Origin of the sequence: Streptomyces canus (genome assembly GCF_041435015.1) — a bacterium.
GTDB lineage: Bacteria > Actinomycetota > Actinomycetes > Streptomycetales > Streptomycetaceae > Streptomyces > Streptomyces canus_G.
In genome coordinates this window covers 1,858,659-1,883,193 of the sequence record NZ_CP107989.1, presented here as the reverse complement: position 1 = coordinate 1,883,193, position 24,535 = coordinate 1,858,659, and the positions used below count along the sequence as shown (strand labels likewise).

General features: G+C 71.4%; 23 protein-coding genes and 1 pseudogene. 13 read left to right on the top strand and 11 right to left on the bottom strand.

What is annotated here, in order from left to right; genetic code table 11:
• Positions 1-110: 110 nt before the first annotated feature.
• The 5 genes and pseudogenes from OG841_RS08540 to OG841_RS08520 all read left to right on the top strand — a co-directional run.
• A complete protein-coding gene (locus OG841_RS08540) occupies positions 111-1,091 on the top strand; it encodes a zinc-dependent alcohol dehydrogenase (protein WP_328641991.1) in 981 nt (326 codons plus the stop codon).
• Between the two features lie 116 nt (positions 1,092-1,207).
• Positions 1,208-1,606, top strand: coding sequence for a 6-pyruvoyl trahydropterin synthase family protein (locus tag OG841_RS08535; RefSeq protein ID WP_328641992.1), 399 nt, complete (start codon positions 1,208-1,210; stop codon positions 1,604-1,606).
• A gap of 5 nt (positions 1,607-1,611) precedes the next feature.
• The gene (locus OG841_RS08530) at positions 1,612-2,787 is read left to right on the top strand and encodes a glycosyltransferase family 4 protein (protein ID WP_371570619.1); all 1,176 of its coding nucleotides are present in this window, start codon (positions 1,612-1,614) and stop codon (positions 2,785-2,787) included.
• Positions 2,784-3,791 carry a class I SAM-dependent methyltransferase gene (locus OG841_RS08525; protein WP_328641994.1) on the top strand — a complete coding sequence of 336 codons (1,008 nt, stop codon included), beginning with the start codon at positions 2,784-2,786 and terminating at the stop codon, positions 3,789-3,791. Before OG841_RS08530 ends, OG841_RS08525 begins: the two co-directional genes overlap by 4 nt.
• Positions 3,788-5,083 (top strand): annotated as a pseudogene (locus tag OG841_RS08520) (lysylphosphatidylglycerol synthase domain-containing protein); the annotation flags it as partial. The gene OG841_RS08525 and the pseudogene OG841_RS08520, both read left to right, overlap by 4 nt.
• 110 nt (positions 5,084-5,193) lie before the next feature.
• Here OG841_RS08520 and OG841_RS08515 read toward each other — a convergent pair.
• Positions 5,194-5,946 carry a creatininase family protein gene (locus OG841_RS08515; RefSeq protein ID WP_371564284.1) on the bottom strand — a complete coding sequence of 251 codons (753 nt, stop codon included), beginning with the start codon at positions 5,944-5,946 and terminating at the stop codon, positions 5,194-5,196.
• A gap of 38 nt (positions 5,947-5,984) precedes the next feature.
• On the opposite strand from OG841_RS08515, the gene ribA reads away from it, so the two are divergent.
• From ribA to OG841_RS08490, 5 genes are all read left to right on the top strand, one after another.
• Positions 5,985-6,644 carry a GTP cyclohydrolase II gene (gene ribA / locus OG841_RS08510; RefSeq protein WP_057612671.1) on the top strand — a complete coding sequence of 220 codons (660 nt, stop codon included), beginning with the start codon at positions 5,985-5,987 and terminating at the stop codon, positions 6,642-6,644.
• 288 nt (positions 6,645-6,932) lie between these two features.
• Positions 6,933-7,127: a hypothetical protein gene (locus tag OG841_RS08505; RefSeq protein WP_328641995.1), complete on the top strand. Its 195-nt coding sequence runs from the start codon at positions 6,933-6,935 to the stop codon at positions 7,125-7,127.
• Positions 7,124-8,272, top strand: coding sequence for an NAD(P)/FAD-dependent oxidoreductase (locus OG841_RS08500; protein WP_328641996.1), 1,149 nt, complete (start codon positions 7,124-7,126; stop codon positions 8,270-8,272). The genes OG841_RS08505 and OG841_RS08500 overlap by 4 nt, the downstream gene beginning before the upstream one ends.
• Positions 8,269-9,333, top strand: a complete 1,065-nt coding sequence (locus OG841_RS08495; RefSeq protein WP_371564280.1) for a saccharopine dehydrogenase — start codon at positions 8,269-8,271, stop codon at positions 9,331-9,333. Before OG841_RS08500 ends, OG841_RS08495 begins: the two co-directional genes overlap by 4 nt.
• Positions 9,326-10,480: a saccharopine dehydrogenase family protein gene (locus tag OG841_RS08490; RefSeq protein WP_328641998.1), complete on the top strand. Its 1,155-nt coding sequence runs from the start codon at positions 9,326-9,328 to the stop codon at positions 10,478-10,480. Before OG841_RS08495 ends, OG841_RS08490 begins: the two co-directional genes overlap by 8 nt.
• 14 nt (positions 10,481-10,494) lie before the next feature.
• Here the strand turns inward: OG841_RS08490 and OG841_RS08485 are convergent, their stop codons facing one another.
• Positions 10,495-11,721: a serine hydrolase domain-containing protein gene (locus tag OG841_RS08485; RefSeq protein ID WP_371564278.1), complete on the bottom strand. Its 1,227-nt coding sequence runs from the start codon at positions 11,719-11,721 to the stop codon at positions 10,495-10,497.
• A 158-nt stretch (positions 11,722-11,879) separates the two neighbouring features.
• On the opposite strand from OG841_RS08485, the gene OG841_RS08480 reads away from it, so the two are divergent.
• Both OG841_RS08480 and OG841_RS08475 read left to right on the top strand, forming a co-directional pair.
• Positions 11,880-12,329, top strand: coding sequence for a PPOX class F420-dependent oxidoreductase (locus OG841_RS08480; RefSeq protein ID WP_328642000.1), 450 nt, complete (start codon positions 11,880-11,882; stop codon positions 12,327-12,329).
• A gap of 251 nt (positions 12,330-12,580) precedes the next feature.
• Entirely contained in the window at positions 12,581-12,991 is a 411-nt protein-coding gene (locus OG841_RS08475) for a VOC family protein (RefSeq protein WP_328642001.1), read from the top strand.
• Between the two features lie 85 nt (positions 12,992-13,076).
• Here the strand turns inward: OG841_RS08475 and OG841_RS08470 are convergent, their stop codons facing one another.
• Both OG841_RS08470 and OG841_RS08465 read right to left on the bottom strand, forming a co-directional pair.
• Complete coding sequence (locus OG841_RS08470) at positions 13,077-14,417, bottom strand: MFS transporter (RefSeq protein ID WP_328642002.1); 1,341 nt, start codon at positions 14,415-14,417, stop codon at positions 13,077-13,079.
• A gap of 125 nt (positions 14,418-14,542) precedes the next feature.
• Complete coding sequence (locus OG841_RS08465) at positions 14,543-15,208, bottom strand: TetR/AcrR family transcriptional regulator (RefSeq protein ID WP_328642003.1); 666 nt, start codon at positions 15,206-15,208, stop codon at positions 14,543-14,545.
• 130 nt (positions 15,209-15,338) lie between these two features.
• Between OG841_RS08465 and OG841_RS08460 the strand changes: the two genes are divergently transcribed.
• Entirely contained in the window at positions 15,339-16,214 is an 876-nt protein-coding gene (locus OG841_RS08460; RefSeq protein WP_328642004.1) for a shikimate dehydrogenase, read from the top strand.
• 7 nt (positions 16,215-16,221) lie between these two features.
• On the opposite strand, the gene OG841_RS08455 is transcribed toward OG841_RS08460, so the two are convergent.
• From OG841_RS08455 to tal, 7 genes are all read right to left on the bottom strand, one after another.
• The gene (locus OG841_RS08455) at positions 16,222-17,685 is read right to left on the bottom strand and encodes a membrane-associated oxidoreductase (protein WP_328642005.1); all 1,464 of its coding nucleotides are present in this window, start codon (positions 17,683-17,685) and stop codon (positions 16,222-16,224) included.
• A 99-nt stretch (positions 17,686-17,784) separates the two neighbouring features.
• Complete coding sequence (locus OG841_RS08450) at positions 17,785-18,372, bottom strand: histidine phosphatase family protein (RefSeq protein ID WP_371564275.1); 588 nt, start codon at positions 18,370-18,372, stop codon at positions 17,785-17,787.
• Between the two features lie 7 nt (positions 18,373-18,379).
• Positions 18,380-19,258, bottom strand: a complete 879-nt coding sequence (gnd, locus tag OG841_RS08445; protein ID WP_280863733.1) for a phosphogluconate dehydrogenase (NAD(+)-dependent, decarboxylating) — start codon at positions 19,256-19,258, stop codon at positions 18,380-18,382.
• Between the two features lie 10 nt (positions 19,259-19,268).
• A complete protein-coding gene (gene pgi, locus OG841_RS08440) occupies positions 19,269-20,921 on the bottom strand; it encodes a glucose-6-phosphate isomerase (RefSeq protein WP_328642007.1) in 1,653 nt (550 codons plus the stop codon).
• Positions 20,914-21,849 (bottom strand): glucose-6-phosphate dehydrogenase assembly protein OpcA, encoded by a 936-nt coding sequence (opcA, locus tag OG841_RS08435; protein WP_328642008.1) that lies wholly within the window; start codon positions 21,847-21,849, stop codon positions 20,914-20,916. Before opcA ends, pgi begins: the two co-directional genes overlap by 8 nt.
• On the bottom strand, positions 21,846-23,381 hold the full coding sequence (gene zwf / locus OG841_RS08430; protein ID WP_328642009.1) for a glucose-6-phosphate dehydrogenase: 1,536 nt from the start codon (positions 23,379-23,381) through the stop codon (positions 21,846-21,848). Before zwf ends, opcA begins: the two co-directional genes overlap by 4 nt.
• The gene (tal, locus tag OG841_RS08425) at positions 23,378-24,523 is read right to left on the bottom strand and encodes a transaldolase (protein ID WP_328642010.1); all 1,146 of its coding nucleotides are present in this window, start codon (positions 24,521-24,523) and stop codon (positions 23,378-23,380) included. Before tal ends, zwf begins: the two co-directional genes overlap by 4 nt.
• Positions 24,524-24,535: the final 12 nt, after the last annotated feature.

Here is a 24,535-nt window from a genome sequence, read left to right as displayed (position 1 = left end):
TCCGGCCAGATGACAGAGTCGATCAAGGCCGCGTACTGTGCGCGGCCTGTGCACATCTCGGTACGTGACGAGGTACGTGCCCGGGTTCCCGATCGTTCAGGAGGTTCTCGATGAAGGCCGCCGCACGCGCGTTCTGGCTCCGCTCTCCGGGCGAGGGCGAGATACGGGAGGTCACCCTTCCGGCCCCGCGTGAGGACGAGGTGCTGGTCCGCTCGCTGTACTCAGGAGTCAGCAGGGGCACGGAGACACTCGTGTTCCGCGGCGGGGTGCCCGAGAGCCAGTACGCGACCATGCGGGCACCGTTCCAGGAGGGCGACTTCCCGGGACCGGTGAAGTACGGCTACCTCAGCGTCGGAGTGGTGGAGGAGGGCCCTGCCGCGGTGAAGGGCAGGACCGTCTTCTGTCTGTACCCGCATCAGACGCGGTACGTAGTTCCCGCGAGCGCCGTGACGGTCGTACCGGACGACGTGCCCGCCGCACGGGCCGTCCTCGCCGGCACGGTCGAGACCGCCGTGAACGCCCTCTGGGACGCGGCCCCCCTGATCGGCGACCGGATCGCGGTGGTCGGCGGCGGCATGGTCGGCTGCTCGGTCGCCGCGCTGCTGGCCCGCTTTCCCGGCGTCCGGGTCCAGTTGGTGGACGCCGACCCCGCCCGCGCCAAGACCGCCGAGGCCCTCGGTGTCGGCTTCGCGTCCCCCGCGGACGCCCTCGGCGACTGCGACCTGGTCGTCCACGCCAGCGCCACCGAACAGGGCCTGGCCCGCTCCCTGGAACTCCTCAGCGCCGAGGGCACGGTCCTCGAACTGAGCTGGTACGGCGACCGCAAGGTCGCCCTCCCGCTCGGCGAGGCCTTCCACTCCCGGCGGCTCGTCATCCGCAGCAGCCAGGTCGGCACCGTGTCCCCGGCGCGCGGCAACCGTAGCTTCGGCGACCGGCTCGCCCTCGCGCTGAAGCTGCTTGCCGATCCGGCGCTCGACGCCCTCATCACGGGGGAAAGCGCGTTCGAGGAACTCCCCGAGGTGATGCCGAAGCTGGCCCGTGGGGAAATTCCGGCCCTCTGTCACCTCGTGAGGTACGGCAAGAGCGCCTGACCTGAGAAAAGAGTGAGAGCCGGCTGAACAAGGGGACGCGAAGAGCCGTACTAAACGGTATCCCCCGGCAGGGATCAGCCGGGGGACCAGACGCGCCGCACCTGGAGGGTCGTCCGTTGTTCAGCATCACCGTCCGCGATCACATCATGATCGCCCACAGCTTCCGCGGCGAGGTCTTCGGCCCCGCGCAGCGTCTGCACGGAGCCACGTTCCTGGTGGACGCCACCTTCCGGCGCGAACAGTTGGACGACGACAACATCGTCGTCGACATCGGACTGGCCACCCAGGAACTCGGTGCCGTCGTCAGCGAGTTGAACTACCGCAACCTCGACAACGAACCCGACTTCGCCGGGGTCAACACCTCGACGGAGTTCCTGGCGAAGGTCATCGCCGACCGGCTCGCCGAGCGCATCGAGAAGGGCGCTCTCGGCGAGGGCGCCAAGGGCCTCGCGGGCCTGACCGTCAGCCTGCACGAGTCGCATGTCGCCTGGGCGAGTTACGAGCGTGCCCTGTGACCGACATGACCACCGGGCGGGCGGGCACGCTGGACTACGTACCCGTGCAGCACTCCGCCCTCAAGAAGGCCGAGATCATCCCGATGTCCCTGCGGTCCGTGCACTTCGTGATGCCCGGTGGCGTGGACGACTCGACCGCGCCGAGCGGCGGCAACGCCTACGACCGGCGGGTCTGCCTGGACCTGCCCGGCTTCGGCTGGCAGGTCGAGCGGCACGCGGTGGCCGGCAGCTGGCCCCGGCCGGGAGCGCCGGCCCGTACCGAGCTCGCCCGCACCCTGCGGGACCTGCCCGACGACACCGTCGTCCTGATCGACGGACTGGTGGCCTGCGGGGTCCCGGAGATCATCGTCCCCGAGGCCGAGCGGCTGCGGCTCGCCGTCCTCGTCCACCTGCCGCTCGGCGACGAGACCGGGCTCGAACCGCGACTCGCCCTCGAACTGGACGCCAAGGAGCGCGAGGTGCTGCGGGCCGTGCCCGCCGTCATCGCCACCAGCGACTGGGCCGTACGGCGACTCGTCTCGCACCACGGCCTCGCCCCCGAGCGCGTCCACGTCGCCACCCCCGGTGCCGACATCGCCCCGCTCGCCTCCGGCACCGACGGTGTCTCACGGCTGCTGTGCGTGGCCGCCGTGACCCCCCGCAAGGGACAGCACCGGCTGATCGAGGCACTGGCCGGCGCGCAGGACCTGCCGTGGAGCTGCGTGTGCGTCGGCGGGATCACCCAGGATCCCGAGTACGTCGCCAGTCTGCGGATGCTCATCAAGAAGTACGGCCTCCAGGACCGCCTGCATCTCGCGGGACCGCAGGCCGGGGCCGAGCTCGACGCCAGCTACGCCGCCGCCGACCTGATGGTCCTCGCCTCCTACGCCGAGACCTACGGCATGGCGGTCACCGAGGCCCTCGCGCGCGGCATCCCGGTGCTGGCCACCGACGTCGGCGGACTGCCGGAGGCCGTCGGCCGCGCCCCCGACGGCGGCGTGCCCGGCATCCTCGTCCCGCCGGAGGACCCCGCCGCCCTCGCCGCCGAACTGCGCGGCTGGTTCGGCGAGGCGGACGTACGACGCCGACTGAAGGCGGCTGCCCGGGGCCGGCGGGCCGCCCTGGACGGCTGGGCGACCACGGCCCGCAGCCTGGCCGGAGTACTCGGCCGACTCCCGAGCGAGCCCAGGAGGGCGGCATGAGGAAGACGGCGATCAAGCAGAGCGGGAAGATCCCGGCACAGCCGGGGCCGCGAGAGGTGGCGTCGGTGAGGCCCGGAGTTCCTTCCGACGCGGAATCGGTCATCCCCGGGGCCGGTCCCAGCACCCACCCCGGCGAGCGTCCCACCGTACGGCTCAGGGACGCGGGTCCCGACGACGCTCCGCGTTATGCCCCCGAGTGGCTCGAGCTTCGGGAGGGGCCCGATGCGGCCGCGCGGGCGGGCGATCTGATCGACCCGCTGCGGATCCGCCTGGCGAACCTACCGGGCAAGGCCGGCCTCGTCATCCACGACCTGGGCTGCGGTACCGGCTCGATGGGCCGCTGGCTGGCGCCCCGCCTGGACGGCCCCCAGCACTGGATCCTGCACGACCGGGACCCCTACCTCCTGCACTTCGCGGCGGTCGCCTCCCCGCGCTCCGCCGCCGACGGCAGCCGGGTCACCGTCGAGACCCGCCGCGGCGACGTCGGCCTGCTCACCCCGGACGCCCTCGCAGGTGCCTCCCTGGTGACGGCCTCCGCGCTCCTCGACGTCCTCACCCGCGAGGAGATCGAGACCCTCGCCACGGCCTGCACGGGCGCCGGCTGCCCGGCCCTGCTCACCCTGTCCGTGGCGGGCCGCGTCGAACTCACCCCGTCCGACCCGCTGGACGACGAGATCGCCGACGCGTTCAACGCCCACCAGCGGCGCGGCGGACTGCTCGGCCCGGACGCCGTCACCGTCGCCTGCGAGGCGTTCTCCGAACGGGGCGCGACGGTACGGCTGCACCCGAGCGCCTGGCGCCTCGGACCCGCCGAGTCCGCGCTCACCGCCCAGTGGCTGCGCGGCTGGGTCGGCGCGGCCGTCGAGGAGCGCCCCGAGCTGAAGGAGCCCGCCGAGCGCTACCTCCGGGACCGCCTGGAGGCCTGCCGCGCGGGCGAGTTGAAGGTCGTCGTCCACCACAGCGACCTGCTGGCGCTGTGCCGGCCGACGGGCGGAGCGTCATGAGCCTGGAGACGGTGCGGCCGGACACCGGGCGGCGTGCGGAGCGCACCGGACGCCGGGAGGAGGACCACTCGACGCGCGGCGACGACGCCGGGGCGGGCGAGCGGAGGGCCCTCCCGGTCCGTAGCTCCGACCGGAGCAGGGCGAGCCTCCCGGTCCGCAGCACTGGCCAGGGCACCGGCCACGGCACGGCGCGGCTGCCCGTCCGGCGACCCGCGGAGACGCCCGAGCCGGGCACCCTCTCCCAACGGGCCCTCACGCTCCGGGCCGAAGTCGTCCAGACGCGCGACGAGGTGCTCACGGCGCGGGCCGAGGCGCTCGTGGCCAGGGCCCGGATCCTGGAGGCAACGGGAGAGTCCGTCGCGGACCTGACCGACGCCGCCGTCTCCCGGGACCGGATCGGCGTGATCGTGACCGCGGCACGGCCCGGGACCGCTCAGACCCCCCGGTGGCGTTCCGCGCTGCGAGGAGTCCTCAACTCCCGCGCCCTGCGCACCCACATCGGCACCGTCGCGGGCGTCACCATCCTCGCGGTCCTGTTGTGGCGCCTCGGCACCGGCGTCTTCCTGGACGGGCTGCGCCGGATCGACGGCCTAGCACTGCTGGCGGCGCTCGTGATCGGCGTGCTGACCACCGTGTTCAGCGCCTGGCGTTGGCAGTTGGTGGCCCGCGGGCTGCGCATCCGGCTGCCGCTCGGCGAGGCCGTGGCCGACTACTACCGTGCCCTGTTCCTGAACGCGGCCCTGCCCGGCGGTGTCCTCGGCGATGTGCACCGCGCGGTGCGGCACGGGCAGAGCACCGGTGACATGGGCCGCGGTGTACGGGCGGTCGTCCTCGAACGGGTCGCCGGACAGATCGCGTTGGCGGTCGTCGGCGGTGCCGTGCTGCTCACCATGGAGTCCCCGGTGCTGGGCGAGGCCCGCCACCTCGCCCCCGCCGTCGGCCTCGCCGCCCTGGGCGCCCTCGCCGTCGTCGTGGCCCTGCGGATGAACCGGACCCCTTCCTCCCGCCGTGGCCGGCTCCTGCGCGCGACCCTCGCCGAGGCCCGCGAGGGACTGCTGTCCCGCCGCAACTGGCCCGGCGTCGCGCTCTCTTCGGCCGTCGTCCTCGCCGGCCACCTCGGGATGTTCGTGCTCGCCGCCCGCATCGCGGGCTCCGACGCCTCCGTGGCCGAACTGCTGCCCCTGGCCGTGCTCGCGCTGCTCGCCATGGGACTGCCCCTGAACGTCGGCGGGTTCGGCCCCCGGGAGGGCGTCACCGCCTGGGCGTTCGCCGCCATGGGCCTCGGCGCCGGCGCCGGTCTCGCGACCGCCGTCGTGTACGGCGTCCTCAGCTTCGTGGCGAGCCTGCCGGGCGCGGTCGTCCTGGTCGTCCGCTGGTACCAGGGTCTGCGCCCGGCGAACCGCTACTCCCCGGTGAGCGTCGAGAAATACGCACCGAAGGACGCCGCGAGGCTCTCCAGCAAGGCTTTGCCCTTTTCCGCCGAGCCCAGTGAAGGGCGCCCGATGACACCGGAATCGGTGTAACCGGACATACCGAGGGTGAGGAGATGACGACGGTCGTCCGCGACGAAATCGGAGGTCTCGTAACCGGATCGGACACATTCCGGATCGGTGTGCAGAAGAATGGAGGTCTCGATTTCCCCCGCGTGCATGTCGGTGAGCAGCGAGGTGACCACCCCGGCCTCCAGACGGGCGGCCTCCCAGTCCTCCGCTGCCGGGAAGAGCGCCATCCGCTCCCCGCGAGCGGAGGCCTCCTGGACGACATTGCCCAGCACGTAGTTGCCGCCGTGTCCGTTGACCACGACCAGCGCCTCGACGCCCGAGCGGCGCAGCGAGGCAGCGATGTCCCGTACCACCGCATGAAGGGTGACGGAGGAGATGCTGACGGTCCCCGGCCAGGCCGCGTGCTCGTGCGAGCAGGAGATCGTCACCGGGGGGAGGAGGTGCACCGGGTACGCCGCGGCGATCTCCCGCGCGACGGCACAGGCGACGAGCGTGTCGGTCGCCAGGGGAAGGTACGCACCGTGTTGTTCGAAGCTTCCGACCGGAAGGACGGCGACCTGCGTTGAGACGCCCGCCCCCCGCGTCCGTACGTCTTCCGTAGTGTCCGTCGGCACCAGACCGTACGCCGCCGACCGTATTCCCGAACCGCTCATCTTTTCACGGCCTTTCGTCTCTGCTTAGGAAACAGATCATGACAGATAAAGTTGGCGTCCTCGGCAAGAAGGCACCACAGCGCACCGGCGTGGAACGCGTGGTGAATGCCCCGCTGCCCACCGTGTACGGGAAATTCCAGGCGGTCGGATACCTCGATCACGACCGCGGTGACGAACAGGTCGCCCTGGTCTACGGTGACATCGGCTCGGACGACGTCCTCGTCCGGTTGCATTCGGAATGCCTGACCGGTGACGCGTTCGGCTCCCAGCACTGCGAGTGCGGCGACCAGCTGGATGCCGCGCTGCGGGCCGTGGTCAAGGAGGGCAGCGGCATCGTCGTCTACCTGCGGGGCCACGAGGGCCGGGGCATCGGACTGCTCGCCAAGCTGCGGGCGATGGCGCTCCAGGCGGAGGGTCTGGACACCGTCGAGGCCAACCTCGCGCTCGGTCTGCCGGTCGACTCCCGGGACTACGGTGTCGCCGCCGGGATATTCCACGACCTGGGCGTGAACTCGGTCCGCCTGATGTCCAACAATCCGCGCAAGCGTGAGGCGCTGCTGCGGCACGGCATCAAGGTCGCCGAGACGGTACCGCTGCTCATCACGCCGTGCGAGAGCAACATCACCTATCTGCGCACCAAGCGGGAGCGGCTGGACCACGTCCTGCCCCACCTGGACGCGGTGGCCCACCTGTCCTGATCACCGGACTGATTCCGGGGCGGGAAATCCGGACAGGAAGAGGGAATGACCGACGACGTCCTCTTCCTCTCCGGACCGCAGGTCACGTCGACGCGCCGCCACGCCCGGCAGCATCGACCTGGCATTGCTGGGCTCCCGCACCCGGACCCTGGCCCATGTGCGGGTGATCGCCCGGGTGCGGGACCTGAAATCCGTACGGCTGTGGAGCCCGGCTCCGCGAGACCGCGCCCACCCCGCCGAGACACCGACGGCCCACGGCGATCCGCGGCCGTCGTCGTGGACGACCCGGTGACCGCGGCGGAGCACGCCGGGCCGGTCGTGGACGCGCTCAGGACAGGGCTGCTGACCGATCTCGTCGGGCTCGGCGACGTCCTGACCGGACGAGCCGTGGCCCGGGCGGCCCCCGGTGACATCGTCCACTGCAACAGCGTCGGCCTCGGCATCCAGGACGCGGTGCAGGCGGCGAAGGGGGAGCGCCGGTGAGCACGGACACGGCCGACGTCGTCGTGATCGGCGGCGGAGTCATGGGCACGAGCATCGCCCGCCACCTGGCGCGCGCGGGCGTACGGGACGTGGTGCTCGTCGAGCGCGACGACCTCGCCTCCGGCTCCACCTCGAAGGCCGCGGGCGGGGTGCGGGCGCAGTTCTCCGACGAGCTCAACATCCGGCTCGGGGCGCGCAGCCTGGAGGCGTTCGGCCGCTTCGAGGAGGAGACGGGGCAGGACATCGGGCTGCACCGGGTCGGCTATCTGTTCCTCCTGTCGAGCCCGGAGGAGGTCACCTCTTTCGAGGAGAGCGTGCGCCTCCAGAACTCCCTCGGCGTCCCGAGCCGCATGACCGACCCGGCCGAGGCGCGCCGGCTGTCCCCCCTCATCACCACCGACGGCCTGCTCGCCGCCGCCTTCTCACCCGAGGACGGCCACTGCACCCCCGAGTCCGTCGTGTACGGCTACGCCGCCGACGCCCGCCGCCACGGTGCGACGATCCTGCGGCACACCCAGGTCACCGGCATCGACCTGCGCGGCGACGACATCACGGGCGTCGTGACGAGCAGGGGCCGGATCGCCACCGACACGGTGATCTGCGCGGCCGGCGCCTGGTCGCGGGCCGTCGGCGCGATGGTCGGCGTGGACCTGCCGGTCGAGCCGCTGCGCCGCCAGATCGCGGTCACCGAACCGGTCGAGGGGCTGCCGCCCGACCTCCCCATGACCATCGACTTCACCAGCAGCCTCTACTTCCACGCCGAGGGCCCCGGCCTCCTCCTCGGCATGTCCGACCCCGACGAGACACCCGGCTTCGACACCGCCACCCACGACCGCTGGATCCCCCGCCTCGCCGAGGCCATGACTCATCGCGCCCCCGCCCTCCTCGACCTGCGCCGCACCGGCGGCTGGGCCGGCCTGTACGAGCTCACCCCGGACCACAACGCCCTGATCGGCGAGGCCACTTCGGTGTCCCGCTTCCTGTACGCGACCGGCTTCTCCGGCCACGGTTTCCTCCAGGGACCGGCCGTCGGCGAGGTCGTCCGCGACCTGTACCTCGGCCGCGTACCCTTCGTGGACATCAGCCCGCTCAGCGCCGGCCGGTTCGCGGCCGACGCCCCGCGCCCGGAGGCCAACCGCGTATGACCGAGCTCCATCTGTGGCTGCGCCACGAGGTCCGTTCCACCGAGCGACGCACGCCCGTCGTGCCGTCCGACGCCCGGCGGCTCGTCGACGGCGGGGTGACGCTGACCGTCGAGGAGTCCCCGCAACGGATCTTCCCGATCGAGGAGTACGAGGCGGCCGGCTGCGGAGTCGCGCCCGCCGGTTCGTGGGCGTCCCGGGCGCCGCTGGATGCCGTGGTCGTAGGCCTGAAGGAACTCCCCGACGAGCCCGCCGCCCTGCCGCACCGGCACGTCTTCTTCGGGCACGCCTACAAGGAGCAGCCGGGCGCCCCGGAACTGCTGCGCCGGTTCGCCGCCGGGGGAGGGGCGCTCCTCGACCTGGAGTACCTGGTCGACGACCACGGCCGCAGGCTCGCCGCCTTCGGCTACTGGGCCGGCTACCTGGGTGCGGCCCTGGCCGTGCTCCAGCACCGGGGCAGGCTGTCCGCGCCCCTCACACCCACCTCGCAGGAGGAGCTGACGGAGGCCCTGCGGCCCGTCGCCGGGGACGAGGAGTTCAGGGCGCTGGTGATCGGGGCCCTGGGCCGCAGCGGCCGGGGCGCACGCGTCGCGCTCCGGGCCGCCGGGGTCGAACCGGCCTGCTGGGACCTCGAGGAGACCCGCAACCTGGACCGCCCCGCCCTGCTCGCCCACGACCTGCTCGTGAACTGCGTCCTCGCCACCACTCCCGTCCCGCCCTTCGTCCGTGAGGCGGACCTGGACGACCCGACCCGCCGGTTGCGCACCCTCTCCGACGTCACCTGCGACGTGGGATCACCCCTGAACGTCCTGCCGGTCTACGACCGCGTCACCGAGTGGGCCGAGCCCGTCCGCCGGCTGCACAAGGAGCCCCCGCTCGACCTGATCGCCATCGACAACCTGCCGTCCCTGCTCCCGGAGGAGTCCAGCGTCGACTTCTCGGCGGCCCTGCTGCCCCTGCTGCCGGCGTTCGGGGTCGGCGGCCCCTGGGGGCGCTGTCTGGACCGGCTCCATCAGGCGTGCCGTGAACTCGGCATCGACGAAGGGGAGTTCCGCCGTGTCTGACCTGGTTCCCGCGACCGGCACCGTCCACTGGATCGGCGCCGGGCTCTCCACCGGTAGCGGCCTGGCCGAGCTGTGCGACACCGCCGACCGGGTCCGCCTGTGGCACCGCACCGAGGAGCGTGCCGCCGAGGCCCTCGCGGCACTGGGGCTCACCGGACGGGCCGAGCCGCGCGCCTACACGCTGTCCGCGCTCGCGGCCGCGCTGGCGCCGGGGGACGTCGTCGTGTCGATGCTGCCCGCGCCCGAACACGCCGGGATCCTCGCCGCCTGCGTACGCGAAAAGGCCCACTTCGCCTGCTCCAGCTATGTGTCCGACGCCGTCCTCGAACACGTGCCGGAGGCGCAGAAGGCCGGGATCGTCGTCCTCACAGAGGCGGGCCTCGACCCGGGCATCGACCACCTCTTCGCGCACAGCCTGGTCGCCCGGGCCCGCGGTGTGATCGGTGACGCGACACCGGCGTCGTACGCCCTCACCTCCTACTGCGGAGGTGTCCCCGCCGTCCCGAACGACTTCAGGTACCGCTTCAGCTGGGCCCCCGCCGGAGTCCTGAACGCCTTGCGCTCGCCCGCCCGTTACCTCGACAACGGCACCCCGACCATCGCCGACCGCCCCTGGGAGGCGACCCGGCGCCATGTCGTGGACGGCGAGACCTTCGAGGTCTACCCCAACCGCGACAGCGTCCCCTTCGTCGAGCAGTACGGACTGCCGGCCGCCTGGACACCGCGGACCTTCGTGCGCGGGACCCTGCGGCTGGACGGCTGGCTGCGCGCCTGGGAGCCGGTCTTCGAGGAGCTGAGGACCGGCGACGACACCCGGATCGCCGCCCTGGCCCAGGAACTGGCGGCCAGGTACCCGACGACGGACGCCGACCGCGACCGGGTCGTCCTCGCCGTCTCCCTCGACGTACGCGCGCACGACGGCCGCACCTGGTCCGGCGGCTACCTCCTCGACCTGGTGGGCGACGAGCAGGACAGCGCCATGGCCCGCTGTGTCTCCCGCACCCTCGCCCTCGGCATCGGTCACATCCTGGACGGCTCCCTCCCGGCAGGTCTGAACCGGGCGGCGGAGACGGCGGCCCGGTCCGAGCAGTGGCTGGGCGAACTCGCCCGCGACGGCGTCCACTTCACGCTCCGGGTCGATCACTAGGCGACCCGGGTCGCCTAGTCCACGACCGCCTCGTGGACCAGCCGCTTGAGGTCGGGAAACAGCTTCAGCGTTTTGGGCCGCACCTGGGTGAAGAACTGCACGGTCAGATCGCGGCCCGGGTCGACCCAGAAGGTCGTGGACGCCGCCCCGCTCCAGCCGTAGGAGCCGAGGCCGGAAGGGGCCAGGGTGCGGGCCGGGTCGGTCACCACGGAGACGCCGAGGCCGAAGCCGACGCCGTCGTTGCCGGGCTCGTCGTGGGCGGGTTTGGCGCCGAAGGCGCGCAGGTCGGCGCCGCCCGGGAGGTGGTTGGCGGTCATCAGGTCCACCGTCTCGGCGGACAGCAGACGGGTGCCGTCCAGTTCGCCGCGGCGGCGCAGCAGCTCCGCGAAGCGGTGCACGTCGTGCGCGGACGCCACCATGCCACCGCTGCCGGACAGCAGGCGGGGGCGGCCCCGCAGCGGCAGTCCGGGGACCGGCTCGATCGTGCCGTCGTCCTTCTCGCCGTACAACTCCGAGAGCCTGTCCGTCTGTTCGTCCGGCACCCAGAAGCCGGCGTCGGTCATCCCGAGCGGCCCGAGGACGCGCTCGGCGAGGAAGGCGTCGAGGGTCTGGCCGGACGCGATCTCGATGACCCGGCCCAGGACGTTGGAGGCGACCGAGTAGTTCCACTGCGTGCCCGGCTCGAACTGCAGCGGCAGGCTCGCGTACACGGCGACGGTCTCGGCGAGGTCGGAGCCCGGCAGCACGGACGACTCCAGACCGGCCTCGCGGTAGAGGGCGTCGACCGGGTGACAGTGGTAGAAGGCGAAGGTCAGACCGGCGGTGTGGGTCATCAGATGCCGGACCAGGATCGGACCGTCGGCGGGGCGCGTGGTGAGGCTTTCGCCGGAACCGTCCACGTAGACCCGGGGCTCCGCGAACGCCGGCAGATACTCGGCGACCGGGTCGTCCAGCGACAGCCGTCCTTCCTCGACCAGCAGGAGGGCGGCCACCGAGGTGACCGGTTTGGTCATCGAGTAGATCCGCCACAGGGTGTCGGGCTCGACCGGCAGGCCGGCCGCGAGGTCACGGTGGCCGTGCGTGGTGAGGTGGGCGACGCGTCCGCCTCGGGCGACCGACACCAGGAAGCCGGGCATCCGGCCCTCGTCGACGTAGTGGGCGAAATGCTGGTCGAGGCGGTCCAGCGCCTTGCCGTCCAGCCCCACCTCAGCGGGATCGACCTCTTGCCGAAGCTGTGCCATCGCTCTCCTCCGTCGCATCCGTCGAGGTGCGGACCGATATACCCGGCCCGGACCACCTCAGACATCATCGTCGCTCAGGAAACCGCGACGAGACGCGGGTCGGCGGCGAATCGCCGGTCGCGGGAATGCCGCGTGCGGCCGGGCCGGTTGATCCTGGCATGACTCAGGACGCGACGCAGGACGCACTGCTCCGGCTGCTTTCCGAGGGCCACGGCGGGGTGCTGGTCACCCTCAAGCGCGACGGCCGGCCCCAGCTGTCGAACGTCAGCCACGCCTACTACCCCGACGAGCGGATCATCCGGGTCTCCCTCACCGACGACCGCGCCAAGACCCGCAACCTGCGCCGGGACCCCCGCGCCTCGTACCACGTGACGACGTCGGACCGATGGGCGTACACGGTCGCCGAGGGCACGGCCGACCTCACTCCCGTGGCGAACGACCCGCACGACGACACGGTCGAGGAACTCGTCCGCCTGTACCGGGACGTCCAGGGCGAGCACCCCGACTGGGACGACTACCGCGCGGCGATGGTCCGTGACCGGCGGCTGGTGCTGCGGTTGCGGGTGGAGCGGGCGTACGGGATTGCGGCCCGGACGGACCGCGGCTGACCGACGGGACACCCCGCGCACCCCGGCCGCCCCTGAATCCGGCCGGAGTGCGCGGTGGTCTGTGCGGGTGGGCGTACGACGTCGGCGTCTGTTCTGCTTGTTCGTGCCGATGTTCTTGCCGGAAAAGTCGGCTGTCAACGGTGCGTGGACGCGGGAGTGGTCCTACGACCCGGGGAGCAGGGCGCTTGGCCGATGTGCCGGCGATCAGGGGCTGCCTACGCTGACCGGCACACCGAGGGGAAGAGGTCACCATGCCGGTCAACGGCCGCAGCCACATCCGCATCGCCCGCCCGTCCCGGGACCTGGCCGCCGCCGAGCGGTTCTGGGTCGAGGGGCTCGGCCTCGGTGTCGTGTGGCGTGCCGAGGGCGGTCCCGAACCCGGCGAGCACGACCTGCTGATGCTCGGGTGGCCGGACGCCGGCTGGCACCTGGAACTCGTCCACGAGCAGGGCCGTCCGGTCGAACCCCGCCCCACCGAGGAGGACCTGTTGGTGATCTACGTCGACGGGCCCGTACCGGAGGACCTCGTGGCCCGCCTCGAGGCCCGCGGCGGCAAACGGGTGTCGTCGCCGAACCCGTACTGGAACGAGTGGGGCGTCACGGTGGAGGACCCGGACGGGTACCGGCTGGTGCTGTGCACGCGGGGCTGGTCGAACGCGTAGGCGTGGAGAAGCGGGCGGGCCCGAGCCCCCGGTGCCGGCAGGGCGCCCGGGGGCTCGACGTGGGGGAGGGCGGAGGGGAGGAGGGTCAGGCCGTCACCTTCTCCGGGCGCGGCGCCTCCTGACCGGAGCGTTCGCCGAGGTTCTCCGTGGGGACCTTGTGGGTCTCGCGGGCCGTCAGGGCGGCGATCAACGGGGGGACGCACAGGGCCGCGGTGAAGAGCGCCACCGAGGACCAGTCGGTGCCGTCGGGGCCCGCGATCCGTGCCGCGAAGGTGACCGCGAAACCGGCCACCGCGAAACCGATCTGCGTGCCGATCGCCATGCCCGACAGCCGGACCCTGGTGGAGAACATCTCGCCGTAGAAGGACGGCCAGACCCCGTTCGCGGCGCTGTAGACGACGCCGAAGGCGACGATGCCGAGCAGCAGTGTCAGCGGGTAGTTGCCCGTGGAGATCGCCCAGAGGTAGAGGAACATCGTCACCGCGCTGCCCGCCGCGCCGATCAGGAAGACCGGACGCCGGCCGATGCGGTCCGACAGCGTGGCCCACAGCGGGATCGCGGCGAGCGCGACGAGGTTGGCCAGCGCGCCCACCCACAGCATCGAGGAACGGCTCATCCCGACCGCGTCGCTCGTGGCGTACGCCAGCGCCCACACCGTGAAGATCGTGGAGACCGAGGCGATCAGCGCGCCCCCGATCACCCGGAGCACATCGGCCCAGTGCTCGCGCAGCAGGACCACCAGCGGAAGCTTCGGGACACCCTCGGAGGCGGCCTGCTGCTCGAACGCCGGCGTCTCGTCCAGCTTGCGGCGGATGACGAAGCCGACCACGGCGACCGCCACGCTCAGCCAGAACGGCACCCGCCAGCCCCAGGACAGCAACTGGTCCTCGGGCAGCGCCGCGACCGGTAGGAAGACCAGTGTGGCGAGCAGCTGTCCGCCCTGTGTGCCGCTGAGCGTGAAGCTCGTGAAGAAGCCCCGTCGGTGCGCCGGCGCGTGTTCCAGGCTCATGGAGTTGGCGCTGGCCTGCTCACCGGCCGCGGAGATGCCCTGGAGGACGCGGCACAGGACCAACAGGACCGGGGCGAGGGTGCCGACCTGGTGGCGGCTCGGCAGACAGCCGATGAGGAACGTCGACAGGCCCATCAGAATCAGCGTGAAGACCATGATCTTCTTACGGCCGACCCGGTCGCCGAAATGCCCGAGGAAGAGCGCGCCGACCGGCCGGGCCGCGTAGGCGACACCGAACGTGGCCAGCGACAGCAGGGTCGCGGTGGCCGGGTCGGACTCGTCGAAGAACACCTTCGGGAAGATCAGGGCTGCGGCACTGCCGTAGATGAAGAAGTCGTAGTACTCCAGGGCGCTGCCGATCCAGGCGGCGGTCGCCGCCTTCTTCGGCTGCCCGACGGCTTCGGCGGGGACGGACACGGCGTTGCTCCTTCGGGGGGACTCCGGGAGCTACCCAGCTAATTAACCCACTGGGTAGTTAGTAGCGGTTGCCGAGGATGGTGCGCCCGCGTTTCCCGGGTGTCAAGGGGTCGCGACGTGCCGGGTCACTCCGCCGCGCGGTCCGCCGTCAGGTAGGCGATCACCATGTCTCCCAACATGGTCCGGTAGTGCTCCCGCTGCTCGGCGGCGACCAGATCACGCCCGAACAGCGCGCCGAAGGTGTGCCGGTTGGCGACCCGGAAGAAGCAGAACGAACTGATCATCGCGTGCAGGTCGACCGCGTCCACGTCGGCGGTGAACAGACCGGACTCCTGCCCCGAGGCCAGGATGCGGCGGATCACGTCGAGCGCGGGCGAGCCGATCTTCCCGAGCTTCTCGGAGGCGGCGATGTGCTCGGCCCCGTGGATGTTCTCGATGCTGACCAGGCGGATGAAGTCCGGGTGCTGCTCATGGTGGTCGAAGGTCACCTCGGCCAGGCGCCGGATCGCCGCGACCGGGTCCAGGTGCTCGACGTCCAGCTCCTGCTCGGCCTCGCGGATCACGGTGTACGCCCGCTCCAGGACGGCCGTGAACAGCTGTTCCTTGCCGCCGAAGTAGTAGTAGATCATCCGCTTGGTGGTGCGGGTGCGGGCGGCGATCTCGTCGACGCGGGCCCCGTCGTAGCCGGCCCGCGCGAACTCCTGGGTCGCCACGTCGAGGATCTCGGCCTGGGTGCGGGCGGCGTCGCGGATCCGCCCGTTCGGTCGTGCCGGTTCGTCGACGCTGGTCATCGGGTTCCTTCGGGAGTGCGGCCGGTGCCGCAGATTCTAGAAGGCGCGGCGGGAGTCTTCCCCGGCGGCAGCCCGGCTGATATAGCTAACGTACTGGTTCGTACATTAAGGCTCGCCTCAGGAGGTCCGCGTGGCCAAGGACTCGTTTCTCGTCGGACTGATCGGCGCCGGCATCGGCCCCTCGCTGAGCCCGGCGCTGCACGAGCGGGAGGCGGACCGGCAGGGCCTGCGCTATGTGTACCGGCTCATCGACATCGACGTGCTCGGGGTGCGCCCCGAGGCGGTCGGCGATCTGGTGCGGGCCGCCCGTGACCTGGGCTTCGACGGGCTGAACATCACCCACCCGTGCAAGCAGCTGGTCATCGGGCACCTGGACGCGCTCGCTCCGCAGGCCGAGGCGCTCGGCGCGGTCAACACCGTGGTCTTCGAGAACGGCCGGGCGACCGGCCACAACACCGACGTCACCGGTTTCGCGGCGTCCTTCGCGCGCGGGCTGCCCGACGTGCCGCTCGAACGGGTCGTGCAGCTGGGGGCGGGCGGCGCGGGAGCGGCCGTCGCGCACGCCATGCTCACCCTGGGCGCCGGGCGGGTCACCGTCGTCGACGCGCTCGCCGACCGGGCTGCGGAGCTCGCGGCCTCGCTGAACCGTCACTTCGGCGAGGGCCGGGCGGCCGCGGCCACCCCCGACCGACTGCCGCGGCTGCTCGCCGACACCGACGGCATTGTGCACGCCACCCCCACCGGCATGGCCGCCCACCCCGGCCTGCCCTTCCCGGCCGACCTGCTCCGCCCCGAGCTGTGGGTCGCCGAGGTGGTCTACCGCCCGCTGGAGACGGAGCTGCTCCGGACCGCCCGTGCGCTCGGCTGCGCCACTCTGGACGGGGGCGGGATGGCCGTCTTCCAGGCCGCGGACGCGTTCCGGCAATTCACCGGGCGGGAGCCGGACGCGGCGCGGATGCTCGGGGACATCGCGGAACTGGCGGGCGTGGTCGGCGCCCCCAAGTAACCCGGGATCATTGGCGGTTGACGGTCCGCGTCACACCGGCGAAGACCGTCGTCGCGAGGATCCAGCCCGCGATGACCAGCGCGTACGACAGCGACTGGTACCACCCCTGCGGGGCGAAGGCGCTCTCCTGGCCGAAGGAGATCACCGGCAGCAGCAGGTCGAGGGTGTAGAACAGCGCGTTGAAGTGCGGGGCCTCGTCCGCCTTGAGCGGTGGCGGGTGGTGGAGGCCGTAGGCGACCGTGCCGACGGCGAGCAGGGAGACCAGCCAGACACAGGCCCGCAGGGGGTGGAAGCCGTAGCCGACGGTGGCGTCCTGGACGTGGCCCCACAGCCGCCCGTACCAGGCGAGCGTGGCGCGGTGGCGACGCTGCTTGGCGAGCTGGACCAGCCGAGCGGCCCGGTCGTCGCCGATGCGGCGGTAGGCGGCGGTCAACTGCTCGTAGGCGTGCGGGACATAGCCCTCGCGGTCCCGCTCCAGCATCGGTAGGCGGCGGTCGGCGGGCTCCTGGGGGGTGAGCGAGGTGTAGACGAGCTTGTTGAACTGGACCTCGTCCGGCACCACCTCGGGTTCCAGGAACAGGTCGTCGATCTGGGCGCGGCGCAGGCTCAGGGTGCCCTGGATGGGCGGCCCCTTGCGCAGCCAGAGCTCCCCGATGGTGGAACTGTTCGCCCTGAGCGCCGCGTCGCCCGGGTTCGACAGGTGCGCGTACGAGAAGTCGAGCCGGCCCGCGATCCGTGCGCCCCGCAGGCCGATCCAGCCGAAGGTGTGCACCCGCCGCAGATGGACGTCGCCCTCCACGACGAGGGTCTGCGCGTCGAGGACGATGTCGCCGGGGTGGCTGAGCCGGGCGTCGATGAGGTTGACGGAACCGGCGACGGTGGCGCCGTTGAGGCGGACCTCGCCGTGGGCACGCAGGCCCGGCGCCCACAGGTCGTCGCCGATGGTCATGTGGTTGAGCTGCAGCGCGGGTTCGCCGGCGTCGACCGCGATGATCTCGGCGCGGTCCATGAACAGCGCTCCGGCGATCTGTGCCCCGCCGAGCCGCACCGGGCCGTTCACCGTGCAGTCCGTCAGCCGCAGTACGGCGTCCACGTGCATCGTGGCGGCGGTCAGTCCGGGCAGCACGGAGTTGCTGAGGTTCAACTGGCGCAGCCGGCAGCCGTACAGCAGCGGTACGTCGTCGAAGTGGCAGTGGCTGAGGCGTACGGCGTGGTCGACCGTCCCGTACTGGAGCCCGAGCACACCGGTGATCCGGGCGCCCGCGAGCTTGAGGGCGGGTATCTCCCCGTCCTCCTGCGGTCCGTTGAGCATCAGCGCCCGCAACACGGCGGCCCGGACCGTGCGTTCGGCACCCCACTCGGCGCCGTCCGCCACGTCTTCGTCCTCGGCCGTACGGAAGTCCACGGCCTCGCCCTTCGGGAAGGCACGCCACACCCGCCGTTCGGCCGGGGTCAGGTTGTTGATCGCCATCAGCCGTGACTCTCCAACGCTCACGTCACGGTGTCAACAGGCCCTGCCGACGACGACGGCCCGGGAGTCCGTGTTCCCGGGCCGTCCACAACTGCCGTGCTAGGCCCTGGTGTTCCACTCCGCGAGCACCGGACGCTCGTGTTCCGTCGACAGCCGGCTCACCGTCCCGGTCGCCAGCTGGAACAGCCGGCCCCCCGCCGGGGCCAGCCCGAGCCTGCGGGCCGTCAGGACCCGCAGGAAGTGGGCGTGGGCCACCAGGACCACATCGCCTTCGGGGAGGGCGGCGTCCACCCGGGCCAGCACCAGGTCGGCGCGCCGGCCGACCTCCTCGGGGGACTCGCCGGGGTGCCCCTCCGGGCCGGGCGGGACCCCGTCGGTCCACAGGTACCAGTCGGGGCGGGTGCGGTGGATCTCGACGGTGGTGACGCCCTCGTAGGCGCCGTAGTCCCACTCGTGGAGGTCGGGGTCGGTCGAGGCCCCGGTGATGCCCGCCAGTTCGGCGGTGCGTATCGCGCGGCCCAGCGGACTGGTCAGCGCGAGCGAGAAGGTCCGGCCCGAGAGGAGCGGAGCGAGTGACTTGGCCTGTTCCTCGCCGTGCTGGGTGAGGGGCAGGTCGGTCCAGCTGGTGTGCTGTCCCGACACGCTCCACTCCGTCTCGCCGTGGCGGACCAGAAGAAGATCCCCCACGGCGCGCCTACTTCTTCGCTTCGACGGCGTGCCCGCCGAACTGGTTGCGCAGCGCCGCGATCATCTTCATCTGTGGGGAGTCGTCCTGGCGGGACGCGAACCGTGCGAAGAGCGAGGCGGTGATCGTCGGCAGCGGCACCGCGTTGTCCACGGCGGCCTCCACGGTCCAGCGGCCCTCGCCGGAGTCCTGTGCGTACCCCTTGAGCTTGTCCAGGTGCTCGTCCTCGTCGAGGGCGTTGACCGCGAGGTCGAGCAGCCAGGAGCGGATGACGGTTCCGTCCTGCCAGGAGCGGAACACCTCCCGGACGCTGTCCACCGACTCGACCTTCTCCAGCAGCTCCCAGCCCTCGGCGTAGGCCTGCATCATGGCGTACTCGATGCCGTTGTGGACCATCTTGGAGAAGTGCCCGGCGCCGACCTTGCCCGCGTGGACATAGCCGTACGGCCCCTCGGGCTTGAGCGCGTGGAAGATCGGCTGGAGCCGGTCCACGTGCTCCTTGTCACCGCCGACCATCAGGGCGTAGCCGTTCTGGAGGCCCCACACGCCGCCGGAGACACCGGCGTCGACGAAGCCGATGCCCTTGGCGCCCAGCTCCTCGGCGTGCTTCTCGTCGTCGCTCCAGCGGGAGTTGCCGCCGTCGACCACGGTGTCACCGGGGGAGAGGAGCTCGCCGAGCTCGTCCACGACGGACTGGGTGGCGGCGCCGGCGGGGACCATCACCCACACCGTGCGCGGCGCTTCGAGCTTGTCGACCAGCTCGGACAGGCTCGCCACGTCGGAGACGTCGGGGTTGCGGTCGTAGCCGATGACGGTGTGGCCGGCGCGGCGGATGCGCTCGCGCATGTTGCCGCCCATCTTGCCGAGGCCGATGAGGCCGAGCTGCATCGCTGTCATGTCAGAGCACTTCCTTCAGTTCACGGTAGGCGGCCACCAGGGCGGTGGTGGAGGAGTCGAGGCCGGGGACGTCTGCGCCCTCGGTCAGGGCGGGTTCGACGCGCCGGGCCAGGACCTTGCCGAGCTCGACGCCCCACTGGTCGAAGGAGTCGATGTGCCAGATCGCGCCCTGGACGAACACCTTGTGCTCGTAGAGGGCGACCAGCTGGCCGAGGACCGACGGGGTGAGCTCCTTGGCCAGGATGGTGGTCGTGGGGTGGTTGCCCCGGAAGGTGCGGTGCGCCACCTGCTCCTCGGCGACCCCCTCCGCGCGGACCTCCTCCGCGGTCTTGCCGAAGGCGAGCGCCTGCCCCTGCGCGAACAGGTTGGCCATCAACAGGTCGTGCTGCGCCTTGAGTTCGTCGCTCAGCTCGTCGATCGGGCGGGCGAAGCCGATCAGGTCGGCCGGGATGAGCTTGGTGCCCTGGTGGATCAACTGGTAGTAGGCGTGCTGCCCGTTGGTGCCGGGCGTGCCCCACACCACCGGCCCTGTCTGCCACTCCACGGGGTTGCCGTCACGGTCCACCGACTTGCCGTTGGACTCCATGTCCAGCTGCTGGAGATAGGCGGTGAACTTCGACAGGTAGTGGGAGTACGGCAGTACCGCGTGCGACTGGGCGTTGTGGAAGTTTCCGTACCAGATGCCCAACAGGCCGAGAATCAGCGGGGCGTTGGCCTCGGCGGGCGCGTTCTGGAAGTGCTCGTCGACGATCCGGAAGCCGTCGAGCATCTCCCGGAAGTGGTCGGGGCCGATGGCGATCATGAGGGAGAGGCCGATCGCCGAGTCGTAGGAGTAGCGGCCGCCGACCCAGTCCCAGAACTCGAACATGTTGTCCGGGTCGATGCCGAAGTCCGTGACCTTCTCGGCGTTCGTCGACAGGGCGACGAAGTGCTTGGCGACGGCCTTGTCGTCGCGGAGTCCGCCCGGGCCGTCGAGCAGCCAGGTGCGGGCCGAGGTGGCGTTGGTGATCGTCTCGATCGTGGTGAAGGTCTTGGACGCGACGATGAACAGGGTCTCCGCCGGGTCCAGGTCCCGCACCGCCTCGTGCAGGTCGGCGCCGTCCACGTTGGACACGAAACGGAAGGTCAACTCCCGTGCCGTGTAGGCCCGCAGGGCCTCGTACGCCATCGCGGGACCGAGGTCGGAGCCGCCGATGCCGATGTTGACGACGTTCTTGATGCGCTTGCCGGTGTGGCCGGTCCACTCGCCGGAGCGGACCCGGTTCGCGAAGTCGCTCATCCTGTCGAGCACGGCGTGCACCCGCGGCACGACGTTCTCCCCGTCCACCTCGACCACGGCGCCTGCGGGAGCGCGCAGCGCCGTGTGCAGCACCGCCCGGTCCTCGGTGAGGTTGATCCGCTCACCGCGGAACATGGCGTCCCGCAGCCCGAACACGTCGGTGGCGGTGGCCAGTTCCTGGAGCAGGGCCAGGGTCTCGTCGGTGATCAGGTGCTTGGAGTAGTCGATGCGCAGATCGCCGACGCGCACGACGTACCGCTCCGCGCGCCCCGGGTCCGTCGCGAACAGCTCACGCAGATGGGGGTCGCCCTCGGCGCGGTGGTCCTCCAGCGCCGTCCACTCGGGGCGGCGCGTCAGCTTGGGAGAGTCAGACATGAGAGGGGGTCTCCTTGGTGGCCTCGCCCCGGAGAGCGACGGCGTACATCTCGTCCGCGTCGAGGCGCCGCAGCTCCTCGGCGATGAGTTCGGAGGTGGTGCGGACCTTCAGCGCGAGGGTGCGGGAGGGCTGGCCCGGCAGGGACAGCGTGGCCAGCGGGCCCTCGGGGCGGTCGATGACGACCTCGCCGTTCGCCGTGCCCAGGCGGACGGCCGTGACGACCGGACCGGCGGTGACCACGCGGTCGATCCGCACCTTCAGCCGCGCCTCCAGCCAGCGCGCGAGCAGCTCGGCGGCCGGGTTGTCGGCCTCGGCCTCCACGGCCCCGGAGATGATCTCCGTGCGGGCCTGGTCCAGGGCCGCCGCGAGCATCGACCGCCACGGGGTCAGCCGGGTCCAGGCGAGGTCGGTGTCGCCGGGCGCGTAGGAGCGGACCCGGGTCGCGAGGACGTCGAGGGGGTTCTCGACGGCGTACAGATCGGTGATCCGGCGCTGGGCCAGAGCGCCCAGCGGGTCCTTCGCCGGGTTCTCCGGCGCGTCCACCGGCCACCACACGACGACCGGGGCGTCCGGCAGCAGCAACGGCAGCACGACGGAGTCGGCGTGCTCGGAGACCTCGCCGTAGGTCCGCAGGACGACCGTCTCGCCGGTGCCGGCGTCGGCGCCCACCCGGACCTCGGCGTCGAGGTGCGAGTTGGTGCGGTCGCGCGGGGTGCGGGCGTGCCGCTTGATGACGACCAGGGTGCGCGAGGGGTGCTCGTGCGAGGCCTCCTCGGCGGCCTTGATCGCGTCGTAGGCGTTCTCCTCGTCCGTGACGATCACCATCGTCAGGACCATGCCCACGGCCGGTGTGCCGATGGCGCGGCGACCCTGCACCAGCGCCTTGTTGATCTTGCTTGCCGTGGTGTCGGTCAGGTCGATCTTCATGGCCTGCGCCAGCTCCGTCCGTCTCGTGCGAGCATCTCGTCGGCTTCCTCGGGTCCCCAGGTACCCGACGCGTACTGCGCCGGACGGCCGTGGTTCGCCCAGTGCCCCTCGATCGGGTCGAGGATCTTCCAGGACTCTTCCACTTCCTGGTGGCGGGGGAACAGGTTGGCGTCCCCGAGAAGGACATCCAGGATGAGCCGCTCGTACGCCTCGGGGCTGGACTCGGTGAACGACTCGCCGTAGGCGAAGTCCATCGTCACGTCCCGGATCTCCATCGAGGTGCCCGGCACCTTCGACCCGAACCGGACCGTCATGCCCTCGTCGGGCTGCACCCGGATGACGATCGCGTTGGAGCCGAGCTCCTCGGTGGCCGTGGAGTCGAACGGCGAGTGCGGGGCCGTCTGGAAGACGACCGCGATCTCGGTGACCCGGCGGCCGAGCCGCTTGCCGGTGCGCAGGTAGAAGGGGACGCCCGCCCAGCGGCGGTTGTCGACGTTCAGCCTGATGGCCGCGTACGTGTCCGTCGTGGAGGCCGGGTCGATGCCCTCCTCCTCCAGGTATCCGAGCACCTTCTCGCCGCCCTGCCAGGCACCCGCGTACTGCCCGCGCACGGCATGCGCGCCGATGTCCTCCGGCAGCTTCACGGCCCTGAGGACCTTCAGCTTCTCGGTGAGCAGCGACTCGGCGTCGAAGGAGGCCGGTTCCTCCATGGCGGTGAGGGCCATGAGCTGGAGCAGGTGGTTCTGGATGACGTCACGGGCGGCGCCGATGCCGTCGTAGTAGCCGGCCCGGCCGCCGATGCCGATGTCCTCGGCCATCGTGATCTGCACGTGGTCGACGTACGACCGGTTCCAGATGGGCTCGTACATCTGGTTGGCGAAGCGCAGCGCCAGGATGTTCTGGACGGTCTCCTTTCCGAGGTAGTGGTCGATGCGGAAGACCTGGTCCGGGTCGAACACGTCGTGCACGAGGGCGTTGAGCTCGCGGGCGCTCTTGAGGTCGCGGCCGAAGGGCTTCTCGATGACCGCGCGCCGCCAGGAGCCCTCGGGCGCGTTCGCCAGCCCGTGCTTCTTGAGCTGCTGGACGACCTTCGGGAAGAACTTCGGCGGTACGGAGAGGTAGAAGGCGTAGTTGCCGCTGGTGCCGCGGGCCTTGTCCAGCTCATCGACGGTCTGGCGCAGCTGCTTGAACGCCGTGTCGTCGTCGAAGTCGCCCGGGATGAACCGCATCCCCTCGGCGAGCTGCTGCCAGACCTCCTCACGGAACTCGGTCCGCGCGTGCTCGCGCACCGAGTCGTGCACGATCTGGGCGAAGTCCTCGTCCTCCCAGTCCCGGCGGGCGAACCCGACGAGCGAGAAGCCCGGCGGCAGCATGCCGCGGTTGGCGAGGTCGTAGACGGCCGGCATCAGCTTCTTGCGGGACAGGTCGCCCGTGACCCCGAAGATGACGAGTCCGGACGGTCCGGCGATCCGGGGGAGACGCCGGTCGCGCTCGTCGCGCAGCGGGTTCTCCCAGTCGGCGGTGACGGTCATTCCGCGTCAACTCCCTTGCTGTTCAGCGACTTCGTGACGGCGTCCAGCAGGTCCTGCCAGGCCACCTCGAACTTGGCGACACCCTCGTCCTCCAGCTGCTGCACGACCTCGTCGTACGAGATCCCCAGCGCCTCCACGGCGGCCAGGTCGGCGCGGGCCTGCGCGTAGCCGCCGGTCACCGTGTCACCGGTGATCCGGCCGTGGTCGGCGGTGGCGTTCAGCGTGGCCTCCGGCATGGTGTTGACCGTGCCGGGCGCGACCAGGTCGTCGACGTAGAGGGTGTCCTTGTAGGCCGGGTCCTTCACGCCGGTCGAGGCCCACAGCGGGCGCTGCTTGTTGGCGCGGGCGCCGCCGAGGGAGTTCCAGCGCTCGCCGGAGAAGACCTCCTCGTACGCCTCGTAGGCCAGCCGCGCGTTGGCGAGCGCCGCCCTGCCCTTGAGCGCGAGGGCGGCGTCCGTGCCCAGCACCGTGAGCCGCTTGTCGATCTCGGAGTCGACGCGGGAGACGAAGAAGGAGGCGACGGAGTGGATCGTGGAGAGGTCGAGGCCCTTCTTCGCGGCCTTCTCCAGACCCGCCAGGTAGGCGTCCATGACCTCGCGGTAGCGCTCCAGCGAGAAGATCAGCGTGACGTTGACGCTGATCCCGAGGCCGATGACCTCGGTGATCGCCGGGAGGCCCGCCGTGGTCGCCGGGATCTTGATCATGACGTTCGGGCGGTCGACGAGCCAGGCGAGCTGCCGGGCCTCCGCGATCGTCGCCCGGGTCTCGTGGGCGAGGCGCGGGTCGACCTCGATGGAGACCCGGCCGTCCCGGCCGCCGGTGGCGTCGTACACCGGACGCAGCACGTCGGCGGCGGCGCGGACATCGGCCGTGGTCATCATCCGAACGGCCTCGTCGACCGTCACGCCCCGGGTGGCGAGGTCGGTCAGCTGCTCCTCGTAGCCCTTGCCCGAGCCGATGGCGGCCTGGAAGATCGACGGGTTGGTGGTGACACCCACCACGTGCTTCGTCGCGACCAGTTCGGCGAGGTTCCCGGACTCGATCCGTCCCCGCGACAGGTCGTCCAGCCAGATGGATACGCCCTCGTCGGACAGGCGCTTGAGTGCTCCCGCGGTCGCGGTTGCTTCGGTCACTGTGATCATCTTCTTTCTGGC